At 57.8% G+C, this 14,039-nt stretch carries 13 protein-coding genes; 4 read left to right on the forward strand and 9 right to left on the reverse strand.

Annotation, left to right across the window (positions count from 1 at the left end):
• Nucleotides 1-416 precede the first annotated feature (416 nt).
• Both HFD97_RS12095 and HFD97_RS12100 read right to left on the reverse strand, forming a co-directional pair.
• Nucleotides 417-1,376, reverse strand: a complete 960-nt coding sequence (locus HFD97_RS12095) for a DMT family transporter (protein ID WP_167431897.1) — start codon at nucleotides 1,374-1,376, stop codon at nucleotides 417-419.
• Between the two features lie 76 nt (nucleotides 1,377-1,452).
• On the reverse strand, nucleotides 1,453-2,280 hold the full coding sequence (locus HFD97_RS12100) for an AraC family transcriptional regulator (protein WP_009092597.1): 828 nt from the start codon (nucleotides 2,278-2,280) through the stop codon (nucleotides 1,453-1,455).
• A gap of 122 nt (nucleotides 2,281-2,402) precedes the next feature.
• On the opposite strand from HFD97_RS12100, the gene HFD97_RS12105 reads away from it, so the two are divergent.
• A complete protein-coding gene (locus HFD97_RS12105; protein ID WP_167431896.1) occupies nucleotides 2,403-2,924 on the forward strand; it encodes an isochorismatase family protein in 522 nt (173 codons plus the stop codon).
• A 72-nt stretch (nucleotides 2,925-2,996) separates the two neighbouring features.
• Here the strand turns inward: HFD97_RS12105 and ssb1 are convergent, their stop codons facing one another.
• Complete coding sequence (ssb1, locus tag HFD97_RS12110) at nucleotides 2,997-3,539, reverse strand: single-stranded DNA-binding protein SSB1 (RefSeq protein WP_009092599.1); 543 nt, start codon at nucleotides 3,537-3,539, stop codon at nucleotides 2,997-2,999.
• A 224-nt stretch (nucleotides 3,540-3,763) separates the two neighbouring features.
• On the opposite strand from ssb1, the gene uvrA reads away from it, so the two are divergent.
• Together uvrA and HFD97_RS12120 are read left to right on the forward strand one after the other, a co-directional pair.
• Entirely contained in the window at nucleotides 3,764-6,592 is a 2,829-nt protein-coding gene (gene uvrA / locus HFD97_RS12115; protein WP_046101018.1) for an excinuclease ABC subunit UvrA, read from the forward strand.
• A gap of 234 nt (nucleotides 6,593-6,826) precedes the next feature.
• Entirely contained in the window at nucleotides 6,827-7,891 is a 1,065-nt protein-coding gene (locus HFD97_RS12120; protein ID WP_167431895.1) for an NAD(P)-dependent alcohol dehydrogenase, read from the forward strand.
• 38 nt (nucleotides 7,892-7,929) lie between these two features.
• On the opposite strand, the gene HFD97_RS12125 is transcribed toward HFD97_RS12120, so the two are convergent.
• The 6 genes from HFD97_RS12125 to dnaB all read right to left on the reverse strand — a co-directional run bounded on the left by HFD97_RS12125 (nucleotide 7,930) and on the right by dnaB (nucleotide 12,906).
• A complete protein-coding gene (locus tag HFD97_RS12125; RefSeq protein WP_167431894.1) occupies nucleotides 7,930-8,265 on the reverse strand; it encodes an MmcQ/YjbR family DNA-binding protein in 336 nt (111 codons plus the stop codon).
• Nucleotides 8,265-8,684: a secondary thiamine-phosphate synthase enzyme YjbQ gene (locus tag HFD97_RS12130; RefSeq protein ID WP_009092603.1), complete on the reverse strand. Its 420-nt coding sequence runs from the start codon at nucleotides 8,682-8,684 to the stop codon at nucleotides 8,265-8,267. Before HFD97_RS12130 ends, HFD97_RS12125 begins: the two co-directional genes overlap by 1 nt.
• 119 nt (nucleotides 8,685-8,803) lie before the next feature.
• Nucleotides 8,804-9,997 (reverse strand): amino acid aminotransferase, encoded by a 1,194-nt coding sequence (locus HFD97_RS12135; RefSeq protein WP_009092604.1) that lies wholly within the window; start codon nucleotides 9,995-9,997, stop codon nucleotides 8,804-8,806.
• Nucleotides 9,998-10,035: 38 nt separating this feature from the next.
• Entirely contained in the window at nucleotides 10,036-10,650 is a 615-nt protein-coding gene (locus HFD97_RS12140; RefSeq protein ID WP_009092605.1) for a YitT family protein, read from the reverse strand.
• Between the two features lie 240 nt (nucleotides 10,651-10,890).
• Nucleotides 10,891-11,370: an Lrp/AsnC family transcriptional regulator gene (locus HFD97_RS12145; protein ID WP_009092606.1), complete on the reverse strand. Its 480-nt coding sequence runs from the start codon at nucleotides 11,368-11,370 to the stop codon at nucleotides 10,891-10,893.
• A gap of 129 nt (nucleotides 11,371-11,499) precedes the next feature.
• Entirely contained in the window at nucleotides 11,500-12,906 is a 1,407-nt protein-coding gene (gene dnaB / locus HFD97_RS12150; protein WP_009092607.1) for a replicative DNA helicase, read from the reverse strand.
• Nucleotides 12,907-13,002: 96 nt separating this feature from the next.
• Here dnaB and HFD97_RS12155 point away from each other — a divergent pair, with 96 nt between their 5' ends.
• On the forward strand, nucleotides 13,003-13,986 hold the full coding sequence (locus HFD97_RS12155) for a quinone oxidoreductase (protein WP_140028711.1): 984 nt from the start codon (nucleotides 13,003-13,005) through the stop codon (nucleotides 13,984-13,986).
• Nucleotides 13,987-14,039 lie beyond the last annotated feature (53 nt).

Here is a 14,039-nt window from a genome sequence, read left to right on the forward strand (position 1 = left end):
ATCTTTAATTAAAAACGCAGCGGCGGAATTTTCTTACTCATTGAATGTGGAATGAAGTTAATAGTGGTTTTTAGCGGGCATAACTCAGGGTCACAATCCAATAAAATGCGGCGGAGAAAAGCGTAACGTCCATAATGCTGCGCTTTTTTTCCTGATTTATAGGCGCTATCTGTGCAGGAAATTGCACTCCGAAGGTAAACGATCCGCCTTCAGCGGGTGAAAAGTGCCGTTTTTTTGCCGACCGGGGGGGGGATGGCAGGGGTTAACCTGACGAGATTTTCCCCCTTCGCATCGCATGAAATCGATTTCGCGGCAAAAATCTGTCGGACAGAGTGCAAATCGGGATAGGGTTTTGTCTTAAAAAGCCGGGCAAAGCGGGCTTCGCACGGCCAGTTTATTCCAGAGATCGGTGTGGGTTATCCGCTGAGGGCAACCACCCGCGGCTGTGGTTTGATACGCATTGCCCACAGCACGCCAGCCATCAGACAGGCAATGCCGATAACGGTGAGCAGAGGTGGCCAGCGTTGATGCCAGAGAAAAGTCCATAACAGACCGAACAGGATCTCAAAAACAATCAGCGGCCCCATCAGTACCGTGGGCAGACGCTGGCTGGCTGCGTTCCAGCACAGGCTGCCGAGCCAGGAGCAGAGCAGGCCAATCGCCAGCATCAGAGAGATAAAGAGTGACGGATGTGGCCCGAACGGCAGCGGGAAGTCAGGCTGTTGCCAGGCGATCTGAGCGCTGACCAGCGCATACAGGGTCAGCGCCATCGGCAGCGTCACCAGCCCCTGCGCCGTCGCCCAGGTCGAGGGTCGCAGTGCGGGATGAGTGCGCAGCCAGCGGGCATTGCGCAGCGGATACCAGGTCCAGCAGACCACCGCCAGCAGTGCCAGCACGATGCCGGTCAGGTAACGACTAAGATCCAGCGTTGCGCCCTGGCTCCGCAACTCCGCTGCATTGACGCAGAGCAACCCGGCCGCCATCATCACCAGCGCCGGAAAGAGCCGCCGCCAGGGCAGACGTCCTTCAAGATGGCCGTAACAGAGATTGGCGGTAACGGCGATCACCACCGGCAGTGTGCCGATAATCATGGTGGAGACCGGCGCGCCGGTGCGCTGAATAGCATTGGCCAGAAACGCATAATAGAAGAGGTTACCCACCAGCGAGAGTTTCACTGCCTCGCGCCAGTCAGCCCGCCCCAGCAGGCGCAGTCGGCGGCGATCGTGCCAGGCCAGCGGCAGCGCAATCAGCCCGAACGCCACATAACGTCCCGCCGACTGCAGTGCACCAGGGTAGTCAGGCACCAGCAGCGGCCCGACAAAGATCAGCCCCCACATCAGCCCCGCGGTAACGGCAAACATAACACCAGCAAACATGACTTTTTCCCGTATAGCTTTTTTTCACAGTGTGGCGGGAGTGAAGGAGGAAGGCTTGTAGCAGATTGCGGTTGTGTCAGGGCTGGCGCACCTGTTTCTGATAGCGGCCAGGCGTAATGCCATAACGGTTAGCAAAGGCGCGGGTCAGATGAGCCTGATCGGTTAACCCGACGGCCGCTGCGACACTGGCAGCGGCTTCGCCCTGTGCCAGTCGCTGTTTGGCGTCATAGAGGCGGAAAGCCATCAGCATCTGATGCGGCGTGACGTGATAGTGCTGGCGGAAAGCGCGTAAAAAGTGCCACGGCGACAGCGAGGCCAGCGCCGCCAGCTCCTCCAGCCGCACCGGTTCCGCCAGATTTGCCCGCAGAAAATCACGCACCTGATCAAAGCGATGCCCTCCCTCGGGCCTGCCCGGTGACGACATCCGCGCCAGCGGGCGAATCTGCAACAGCAGTTCGGAAAGCAGACTCTGGCGCGCCAGTCCGGACTCCGCCTGCCAGAGTGCGGCCAGCGTGCGGGAGAGCGGCTGCGCGATGCGCGGATCGGTCAGCAGCGCCTCGTTAAACCACCAGCCGCGATCGCCGGTCAGTTCATCCATCAGCTGCGGCTGAATGTAGATCATCTGATAGCGCCAGCCCTCGTCACAGGCTGACTCACCGGTATGCAGCTCATCCGGATTCATGGTCACCAGCGAGTTCACCGGCGCGGTATATTCGGTGCCGCGATAGCGAAAACGCTGCGCACCCGCCTCAATCGTGCCAATGCCAAAGGCTTCATGGGTATGGGGTTCAAAAGCGTAGCGGGAGATGTGAGCCTGATAGAGTTCCACACCGGGCAACGCGGCCGGTTGCTGAAACTGTGCGCGGTCTTTTTCACAGGGAAAAACAGCCGGAACACCTTCCACTTCTCTCTCCTAATTTATCCGATGTCGGATTAGCATGCCTGCGACCGAGGGGAAAATGCAAAAGATTGCTATCCGCCGCGCCGCAGGTAACACTGTTTTTTTCTCATTCTGAGGGAGTCAGCATGGCACAGCGAGTCGTCATCGTCATTGATATGCAGAACGGCGTGTTCAGCACACCACGTTTCGATAAGGCAGGCCGGGTTGACCGGATTAACAGGCTGACCGGGCGTGCCGATATCGTCCTCTTTATTCAGCATCGTGAAGGCACGATGTGCGAGGGCAACACCAGCTTTGATCTGCTGCCGGAACTGGTTCAGCCTGCGGGCGCGCATTACGTGACGAAAACGGCCTGCGACAGCTTCTGGCAGACAGAGCTGGCCGCGCTGTTAAAGCGTCTGGAGGTGGAGGCGTTTGTGGCGTGCGGCTGTGCGACCGACTACTGTCTGGATACCACGATTAAAACAGGGGCCAGTGCGGGCTATGCGATAACCGTGGCGGCGGATGCGCACACCACCGCCGATCGCCGCTGGGTCGGGGCCGAAGCGCTGATTAATCAGCACAACGAGGTGTGGGCCTCGCTGCTGATCCCTGGCAACGTGCCGCGCGTGCTGAGCACGGATGCCGTGCTGGCGGAATGGTCATAGCCCCGGCCGGCCGGAACCGCGCATAAAAAAAGCCCGCATAGCGGGCTTTTTAAACGCGTCAGGCCAGATGAATCAGAACGGAATATCGTCGTCAAAATCCATTGGCGGTTCGTTGTTGTTGCTGGCAGGCGCACTCTGCGGCTGCTGCGGACGGGACTGCGCGCCGCCGCTGAACTGATTGTTGTTGCCCTGCGGCTGCTGCGGCTGGCCCCAGCCATTGTTGTTGCCACCACCCTGCGCGCCTGCACCGGCGTTACCGCCCTGCTGACGTCCGCCCAGCATCTGCATGGTGCCGCCGACGTTAACCACGACTTCGGTGGTGTAACGTTCCTGGCCACCCTGATCCTGCCATTTACGGGTGCGCAGCTGACCTTCGATGTAGACCTGAGAGCCTTTGCGCAGATATTCACCTGCGACTTCAGCCAGTTTGCCAAACAGCACCACACGGTGCCACTCGGTGATCTCTTTGTTTTCACCGGTCTGCTTATCACGCCAGCTCTCCGACGTAGCCAGCGTAATGTTGGCAACAGCGCCACCATTTGGCATATAACGTACTTCCGGATCCTGACCCAGATTCCCGACAAGAATCACTTTGTTAACGCCACGACTGGCCATGTTGCTGTCTCCCGATGAGTTAATGCATTCAGTCTAATCCATCAATTCTAACACGTCCTGCTCACTGTTTCCCACTTTCGAGCCGCGTTCCGGTTTTAATCCTTCGCACGTCCGGACCACAGAGTACTGGATATTTATTCAGTCTATTTTTTGTGCCATAATGACACGTTTATTCTGGCCGTGTCGGCAAGGCGCGGTGAGTGCTGCTAATCCGGGAAAGGTGAATGGATAAGATCGAAGTTCGTGGTGCCCGCACCCATAATTTGAAAAACATTAACCTGACCATCCCACGCGACAAACTCATTGTGGTGACCGGCCTGTCAGGCTCCGGTAAATCCTCACTGGCGTTTGATACGCTGTATGCGGAAGGTCAGCGCCGCTATGTGGAGTCGCTCTCTGCGTATGCGCGCCAGTTTCTTTCGTTAATGGAGAAGCCGGACGTCGATCATATCGAAGGTCTGTCGCCCGCCATCTCTATTGAACAGAAATCCACCTCGCATAACCCGCGCTCGACGGTGGGAACCATCACCGAGATCCACGACTACCTGCGTCTGCTGTTTGCCCGCGTGGGCGAACCGCGCTGCCCGGACCACAACGTACCGCTGGCGGCGCAGACCGTGAGCCAGATGGTCGATCAGGTTCTGGCTCAGCCGGAAGGCCGCCGTCTGATGCTGCTGGCACCGGTGGTGAAAGACCGCAAGGGTGAGCACACCAAAACGCTGGAAAATCTGGCGACGCAGGGCTACATCCGCGCGCGTATCGACGGCGAAGTGTGCGATCTGTCAGACCCGCCGAAACTGGAGCTGCAGAAGAAGCACACCATCGAAGTGGTGATTGACCGCTTTAAAGTGCGTGACGATCTGGCGACGCGCCTGGCCGAGTCCTTTGAGACAACCCTGGAGCTCTCAGGCGGCACGGCGATCGTGGCGGACATGGATGACAGCGAGGCCGAAGAGCTGCTCTTCTCCGCGAACTTCGCCTGCCCGATTTGTGGTTACAGCATGAGTGAGCTGGAGCCGCGCCTGTTCTCCTTTAACAACCCGGCAGGCGCCTGTCCGACCTGCGATGGCCTGGGGGTACAGCAATATTTCGATCCGGATCGCGTGGTGCAGAACCCTGAGCTCTCTCTGGCAGGTGGCGCAATCCGTGGCTGGGATCGCCGCAACTTTTACTATTTCCAGATGCTGCGTTCGCTGGCGGACCACCTCAGTTTTGATATTGAAGCGCCGTTCGGCAGCCTGCCTGACAACGTGCAGAAAGTGATCCTGTACGGCTCTGGCAAAGAGAGCATCGAATTTAAGTACATCAACGACCGTGGCGACACCTCAGTTCGCCGTCATCCGTTTGAAGGCGTGCTCAATAACATGGAGCGCCGCTACAAAGAGACCGAATCCTCAGCGGTGCGCGAAGAGCTGGCGAAGTTCATCAGCAACCGCGCCTGTGCGAGCTGTGAAGGCACCCGTCTGCGTCGCGAAGCGCGCCATGTCTTCGTCGAAGATACCACGCTGCCGACCATCTCTGAGATGAGCATCGGTCACGCGATGTCCTTCTTTGAAAATCTGAAGCTCAGCGGCCAGCGTGCGCAGATCGCCGAAAAGGTGCTGAAAGAGATTAGCGATCGCCTGAGCTTCCTGGTGAACGTCGGCCTGAACTACCTGTCGATGTCGCGCTCCGCTGAAACCCTTTCCGGTGGTGAAGCGCAGCGTATCCGTCTGGCGAGCCAGATCGGTGCCGGTCTGGTGGGCGTCATGTATGTGCTGGACGAACCGTCAATCGGCCTGCATCAGCGCGACAACGAGCGTCTGCTTGGCACCCTGATTCACCTGCGCGATCTCGGTAATACGGTGATTGTGGTTGAGCACGATGAAGATGCGATTCGTGCCGCCGACCACGTGATCGACATTGGTCCGGGTGCAGGCGTGCATGGCGGCCAGGTGGTAGCAGAAGGCACCGTGGATGAGATCATGGCGCAGGAAGCGTCCCTGACGGGCCAGTTCCTGAGCGGCAAGCGTGAAATCGCCGTGCCGGAGGCGCGGGTGAAGGGCGATCCATCTAAGGTGCTGAAGATTACCGGCGCGCGCGGCAATAACCTCAAGGATGTCACGCTGACGCTGCCGGTGGGTCTGTTCACCTGCATCACCGGTGTCTCCGGCTCCGGTAAGTCGACCCTGATTAACGATACGCTGTTCCCGATTGCGCAGCGGGCGCTAAACGGTGCCACCATCGCAGAGCCAGCCCCTTACCGCGACGTGGCGGGACTGGAGCACTTCGACAAAGTCATCGACATCGACCAGAGTCCGATTGGCCGCACGCCGCGCTCCAACCCGGCGACCTACACCGGCATCTTCACCCCGGTGCGTGAACTCTTTGCTGGCGTGCCGGAAGCGCGGTCACGCGGTTACACGCCGGGTCGTTTCAGCTTTAACGTGCGCGGCGGACGCTGTGAAGCCTGTCAGGGCGATGGCGTGCTGAAAGTCGAAATGCACTTCCTGCCGGACATCTATGTGCCGTGCGATCAGTGCAAAGGCAAACGCTATAACCGTGAAACGCTGGAAGTGAAGTACAAAGGCAAGAGCATTCACGAAGTGCTGGAGATGACCATCGAAGAGGCGCGTGAGTTCTTTGATGCGGTTCCGGCGCTGGCGCGTAAGTTGCAGACGCTGATGGATGTGGGTCTCTCCTACATTCGTCTCGGCCAGTCCGCCACCACCCTCTCCGGTGGTGAAGCTCAGCGCGTGAAGCTGGCGCGTGAACTGTCGAAGCGTGGTACCGGTCAGACGCTCTACATTCTTGATGAGCCGACCACCGGCCTGCACTTTGCCGATATTCAGCAGCTGCTGGAAGTCCTGCATCAGCTGCGCGACCAGGGCAACACCATCGTGGTGATTGAGCACAACCTCGACGTGGTGAAAACCGCTGACTGGATTGTCGACCTTGGCCCGGAAGGCGGCAGCGGCGGCGGCGAAATCCTGATTGCCGGCACGCCGGAGACCGTAGCGGAGTGTGAGAAATCGCATACCGCGCGCTTCCTGAAGCCCCTGTTACAGAAGTAATGATGCCAGGCCCGCCCCGTGCGGGCCTGCTTATTTCTGCTGCTGGTTCAGCCAGAAAAATGCAGAATCAGGCAAGATTCAGACATGTATAGGCATATACGCCTTTCCCCACGCTGACTATCCTTAAGCGGTTCCTCTTTGGCACGCCCCTGGCGTCGCCCTGTTTTTTGCAGCACCACTGCGCTGCTGCACTTCATCAGAAAACACTCACGACACATCGAAACTGGAGACACCATGAATATTACGCATGCGTATGCTGCTCAGGATGCAAAATCCAAACTGGCACCGTTCGATTATAAGCCGCGTGAGCTGCGCGCCCATGACGTTCAGCTTGAGGTGCTGTTTTGTGGCGTCTGCCACTCAGACCTGCATCAGGCCCGCAATGAGTGGAAAAACACGATTTTCCCTGTGGTTCCGGGACATGAAATTGTGGGTCGCGTCACCGCGGTGGGCCCACAGACCCAGAAATATAAAGTCGGCGATCTGGTTGGCGTAGGCTGCATGGTGGATTCGTGCCGCAGCTGCCCGAGCTGTCAGCAGGGGCTGGAGCAATATTGTGAAAACGGTTTTGTCGGCACCTATAACGGTGAAGACCGCGAGACCGGTGCGATCACCTACGGCGGCTACTCAACAGCGATGGTTGTGGATGAGAGCTTTGTGCTGCGCATTCCGAAAAACCTGGATCTGGCGGGCGTCGCGCCGCTGCTGTGTGCCGGTATCACGACCTACTCGCCGCTGCGCCACTGGAATGTCGGCCCCGGCAAAAAAGTCGGTATCGTAGGCCTGGGTGGCCTGGGGCACATGGGCGTGAAAATTGCTCATGCAATGGGGGCGCATGTGGTGCTGTTCACCACCTCGCCATCCAAAATCGAGGATGGCAAACGCCTGGGCGCCGATGAGGTGGTCATCTCCAAAGATCCAGAGCAGATGGCGCAGCACGCCAACAGCTTCGACTTTATCCTGAACACCGTTGCCGCTCAGCACGACCTTAACCCCTTCATCACCCTGCTGAAGCTGGATGGCAATATGACGCTGGTCGGCGCACCTGAGCACGATCACCCGGCTCCGCAGGTGTTTAACCTCATCTTCAAACGTCGCAGCATCGCCGGTTCACTGATTGGCGGTATCGCAGAAACGCAGGAGATGCTCGATTTCTGTGGCGAGCACGGCATCACCTCGGACATCGAACTGATCGCGATGGATCAGATCAACGAAGCCTATGAGCGCATGCTGAAAAGCGATGTGAAATATCGCTTTGTTATCGACATCAACACCCTGCGCGAGCAGTCGGCTGCCTGATCGGGTCGCCTGCACCCTCCTGCTCAGGCAGGAGGGTGTTAAAGCGCGGCCTGGCGCGCGGCGTCAACCTGCTGGAAGGAGGCATCGACCAGATAGTAAATCTGCGAATCCTTCAGCGACCCATCCAGGAACAGCGTGCTCCAGTGTGATTTATTCAGATGCTCGCTGGGAATAATGTCGCTATGCTCTTCGCGCAGCAACTCTGCCAGTGCAGGCGTCGATTTCAGCGAAACCGCAGGCCGCCCTTTTACCTCATGTACCATCGCAAACAGCACGCCGTTGCTTTTGATCTGCGTGGCCTTCCAGTCACTGTGGACGCTCTGCTCTGCGCCCGGCTTGTTCATGCAGTAGGTCAGTAAGTCTGAGTGATTCATCACGATTCCCCTTGTAAAGTGGCGACAATCCGCCTGGCACCGCCCTCAATGCGATGCTCGCCCAGCCAGATACCCTGCCAGGTCCCCAGAACCAGGCGTCCCCGCTGAACCGGCAGCAAGAGCGACACGCCCAGGGTCGAGGATTTAATGTGCGCCGGCATGTCATCACGTCCTTCGTAGTCGTGCTGATAAGGCGCATTCTCCGGCACGTGCCGCAGGAAATGCTGCTCCATATCGCTGCGCACCGTCGGATCGCAATTTTCATTTAAGGTTAATGACGCCGACGTATGCTGCAACAGCAGATGCAGCAGACCGGTTTTGATATCACGCAATCCGGAGAGCGAGTCGGTGATCTCATCGGTGATGAGATGAAAGCCGCGCGGCTTCGCGCTCAGCGTAATAGTCTGTTGATGCCACATAGCTTATTCCTGAAACGGTTACCCCGTTTAAGTGTGCAGCATGTCGCCGAAAGGTAAACCCTGAGCCATAAAAAAACCGCCAGCGCGAGGCAGGCGGTTTGTTCACAGCAGACGTGCCGTTACATCACCGCGGCAAAGGCTTCCGCTACCTGATGCACATTTTTGCTGTTCAGACCGGCCACACACATGCGGCCACTGCCCACCAGGTAGATGCCGAACTCATTGCGCAGGCGGTCAACCTGCTGCACGCTCAGGCCGGTGTAGCTAAACATGCCGCGCTGCTTCAGCAGGTAGTCAAAATTTTTGCCCGGCAGTGCCGTGCTCAGCACCCCGACCAGTGACTCGCGCATCGCGAGAATGCGCAGACGCATCGTCTCCACTTCGTCCAGCCAGCTCGCTTTCAGCGCGTCGTCGTTGAGGACGCGGGCCACGACCTGCGCACCGAAATTCGGCGGGCTGGAGTAGTTGCGGCGGACGGTCGCTTTCAGCTGGCCCAGCACGCGCGCTGACTCTTCGGCGCTGTCACAGACGACAGAGAGTCCGCCTACGCGCTCACCATAGAGCGAGAAGATTTTAGAGAAAGAGTTGCTGACCAGTGCCGGCAGGCCGGCTGCCGCGACGGCGCGCAGCGCATAGGCATCCTGCTGCATGCCTTCACCAAAGCCCTGATAGGCGATATCCAGGAAAGGAATCAGCTGCTGTGCTTTCAGCACCTCAATGGTCTCATCCCACTGTGCATTGGTCAGGTCAGCGCCGGTCGGGTTATGGCAGCAGGGATGCAGTAACACGATGCTCTGCGCTGGCAGCGTTTTCAGGGTATGGATAAAGGCATCAAAACGCACACCGTGGGTTTCGGCGTCATACCAGGGGTAGCTCTTCACCTCAAAACCTGCGCCATTAAAAATCGCGATATGGTTTTCCCAGGTGGGATCGCTGACCCAGACGGCCGACTGCGGGAAGTAACGCTTAAGGAAGTCTGCCCCGACTTTCAGCGCACCCGATCCCCCCAGCGTCTGAATCGAGGCGATACGACCCGCCTGCAGCACCGGATGGTCGGCACCAAACAGCAGCGGCGCGATCGCGTTGCGGTAGCTGTTCAGGCCTTCCATGGGCAGATAGAGCGATGCCTGCTTTGGCTCGGCATTGAGCTGCTCTTCAGCAGCCGCTACGGCCTTCAGCTGCGGGATAATGTTCTGCTCGTCGTAGTAAAGCCCGATGCTCAGGTTAACTTTGTGTTCGCGCGGATCTTGTTTAAAGGCTTCCATCAACGACAGAATCGGATCGCCCGCATAGGCATCAACGTTTTGAAACACGGTGTAGGTCTCCATGATTGGTCCAGAGGTAAAGAGGGCTAAACCCGATAGCGTCCCGGACGGTGGTTCATTGCAATAATCAGATTGAGGATCACGGCTCCTGCAATGGAGGCCAGCAGGATGGGGCCACTGACCACAAACAGGGACGCCAGCACGACGCAGGTGTCGACCGCCATCTGCAGTTTACCCGCGCGGATCCCAACGCGATCCTGTAGCCACAGCGCCAGAATATTGATGCCGCCCAGGCTCGCCTTATGACGAAACAACACTATAAACCCGATCCCCATGATGACGTTACCGAACAGTGTCGCATAGAACGGATTGAGATCGGAAAAGTGAACGAACAGCGGGTGCAGCTGCGTAAACAGCGACACCAGCCCGACGGCACAGAAGGTTTTCAGGGTAAATTCCCAGCCCATGCGTTTTACCGCCAGCCAGTAAAAAGGCAGGTTGATCAGGAAAAATGCGCTGCCAAAGGAGAGCGGGGAGAGGTAGCTCAGCAGAAAGGCGATACCGGCAGTACCGCCCGTCAGGGCACCCGCCTGTTTCAGCATAATGACGCCGAACGAAACCATCAGGGTGCCCAGCACCATCGCCAGCGCATCTTCAATACGCGAATGCGGGACGCGGGAGGGTTCTGCGATGTTATCCATGGGGTTGTCTCAGTGCAAATGATGCGGTTGCAGTGCAAAAAACGCACCATTGCCGCAGCGTCAATCGGCTGCTGGCCGGAGGCCGGTGATATCCCGTTGATATCTAAGGCGCTTTATAACAGGATTTCGTGCATACCTTCCAGTTAAAACCGTCACTCCATGCGCAAAAGCCCGTTACGATGCGTATTCTTTGCGTTTATGGTCGCCAGTCTGCACCAAAAACGCACAATACGCACCTTTTTAGCGCGTTTTGTTCGCAGGCAGCATCATCAGGCCATTCTCTTTCATGCGCCCCAGTACCACGGAGGTTTTGACGTGGGACACGCTCTGATGGCCCGCCACTAACTGGCTGATAAGTGCACTGAGGGAGTTAAGATCGGCCACCGCCACTTTAAGCAGATAGTCAGCGTCACCGGTGGTTTTGTAGGCGTCGACAATCGCCTCTTCCTGCTCCACCATGCGGTGAAAGCTCTCCACATATTCGGTGGTGTGGTTGATTAAGCGTACCTCTATCAGCCCCACCATCCCCAGGCCGATGGCATCGGGCGAGAGCCGGGCGTGATAGCCCAGAATCAGATTGGCCTGTTCCAGATTGATGCGGCGGCGGGAACATTGCGAGGCGGAGAGGCCAACCAGGTCGCTGAGTTCCTGGTTAGTAAGACGGCCGTTAGCTTGTAATAAAGTCAGGATTTTCAGGTCGTAATCGTCTACGTGAGTCATTCCGTTTCCACAGCGTGAGAGGCGTCGCTTTGTTACAGATAACCCGATAACCGGAGAGGTTGTCCAACACTATTTTCTGATGATGGGAGCTGTCATGCACAGATCGTGCATGACAGCACAAAGCGCAGATTATTCGTCGTCGTATTGCGGGCCGGCGTAGTTGTCGAAGCGTGACCACTGACCATTAAACGTCAGCCGCACCGTACCGATTGGACCGTTACGCTGTTTACCCAGGATGATCTCGGCGATCCCTTTGAGATCGCTGTTCTCGTGGTAGACCTCGTCACGATAGATGAACATGATCAAATCCGCATCCTGCTCGATCGATCCCGATTCACGCAGATCCGAGTTAACCGGACGCTTATCGGCACGCTGCTCCAGTGAGCGGTTAAGCTGCGACAGCGCGACCACCGGCACATTAAGCTCTTTGGCCAGCGCCTTGAGCGAGCGGGAGATCTCCGCAATCTCCAGCGTTCGGTTGTCCGACAGCGACGGCACGCGCATCAGCTGCAGGTAGTCGATCATGATCAGGCTCAATCCGCCGTTTTCACGGTAGATACGACGGGCGCGCGAACGCACTTCAGTGGGGGTCAGGCCGGAAGAGTCATCGATGTACATATTCTTCTTCTCCAGCAGGATACCCATGGTGCCGGAGATACGGGCCCAGTCCTCATCATCAAGCTGGCCGGTTCGGATGCGGGTCTGGTCGACGCGGGAAAGCGAGGCCAGCATACGCATCATGATCTGCTCGCTGGGCATCTCCAGACTGAAAATCAGCACTGGCTTATCCTGCAGCATCGCGGCGTTTTCGCACAGGTTCATCGCAAAAGTGGTTTTACCCATCGAAGGACGGGCGGCGACGATGATCAGGTCTGAACCCTGCAGGCCAGCGGTCTTTTTATTCAGATCCTGATAGCCGGTGTCGACGCCGGTGACGCCATCGTGCGGGGTCTGATAGAGCGACTCAATACGGGAGACGGTCGATTCCAGAATCTGCTCGATGTTCTTCGGCCCGGCATCTTTATCTGCGCGCGCTTCGGCAATCTTGAAGACGTTCGATTCCGCAAAGTCGAGCAGCTCTTCGCTGTTCCGCCCCTGCGGATCATAACCGGCATCGGCGATCTCGTTGGCGACGGAGATCATCTCGCGTACGACCGCACGTTCGCGCACGATATCGGCATAGGCGCCGATGTTCGCTGCACTCGGGGTGTTTTTCGCCAGCTCAGCCAGGTAGGCGAACCCCCCCGCCATCTCCAGTTCGCCACGGGTTTCCAGTGACTCGGAGAGCGTAATCAGGTCAATGGGCTTGCTGTTTTCCAGCAACCGCTGCATCTCTGAAAAAATCAGCCGGTGCGAGCGGTTGAAAAAATCATTCGCGACGACGCGCTCAGAGACGTTATCCCAGCGCTCGTTATCCAGCATTAACCCACCGAGCACCGACTGCTCCGCTTCCAGCGAATGCGGGGGCATTTTCACGCCAGCCAGCTGGCGATCCTGCGTTTCGTTCGATTTGTTGGTGGGTTTATTTCCTGCCATAGTGAATGCATTACCGATCTTCTGTGGGGACGCGCAAGTATACCTTAGTTGGGGGGCGTGCCTCACCCTCATGATGAAACAATCACAGGAGTCAGAATGGCAAAGCGTATTCAGTTCAGCGCGCACGGCGGACCGGAAGTGTTAACGTGGACGGATTTTGACCCGGCTGACCCGGCTGAACATGAAGTGCAGGTGGAACACCGCGCGATCGGGATTAATTACATCGACACCTATGTGCGCAGCGGCCTCTATCCGGTGGCGGCGTTTCCTTCGGGTCTGGGTACGGAAGCCGCAGGCGTGGTGTCGCGGGTGGGCCGTGGCGTCACCCTGTTTAAACCCGGCGATCGCGTGGTCTACTGCCTGGCGTCAATGGGGGCCTACAGCGAAGTCCATAACGTGGCCGAAGATCGCCTGATGCATCTCCCGGAGGCGATCAGCTTTGAGCAGGGTGCCGCCAGCTATCTGAAAGGGCTGACCACGCAGTATCTGCTGCGGCAGACCTATAAAATCAGCGCCGGCGAGACCTTCCTGTTTCATGCCGCAGCAGGCGGCGTCGGTTTAATCGCCTGTCAGTGGGCAAAAGCCCTGGGCGCACACCTGATTGGCACGGTCGGCTCTGCGGAAAAAGCAACCATCGCCAGAAACGCCGGGGCCTGGGCGACCATCAACTATCGTGAAGAGAATATTGCCGCGCGCGTCAGCGAGCTGACCGACGGGAAAAAAGTGGGTGTGGTGTATGACTCTGTCGGCAAAGATACCTGGGAAGCGTCGCTGGATTCCCTGCGCCGTCACGGGCTGATGGTCAGTTTCGGTAACGCGTCCGGGCCGGTAACCGGCATCGACCTCGGCATTCTGAATAAGAAAGGCTCGCTGTTTGTTACCCGCCCTTCGCTGTTTGGCTACATCACCAACCGCCAGGAGCTGGAAACGGCCAGCGCCGAACTCTTCTCGCTGCTGGCAAGCGGCGCAATCAGGGTGGAGGTTCCGGAGCAGCAGAAGTTTGCGCTGAAAGAGGCCAGCAAAGCACATCAGATTCTGGAGAGCCGTGCCACGCAGGGTTCCTGCCTGCTGATCCCCTGACCGGACAAACAAAAAGGGCTTCCCGCAGGAAGCCCTTCTCTTTTTTATTTTTT

The sequence above is a fragment of the Pantoea sp. EKM103V genome (assembly GCF_011800365.1).
Taxonomy (GTDB): domain Bacteria; phylum Pseudomonadota; class Gammaproteobacteria; order Enterobacterales; family Enterobacteriaceae; genus Pantoea; species Pantoea anthophila.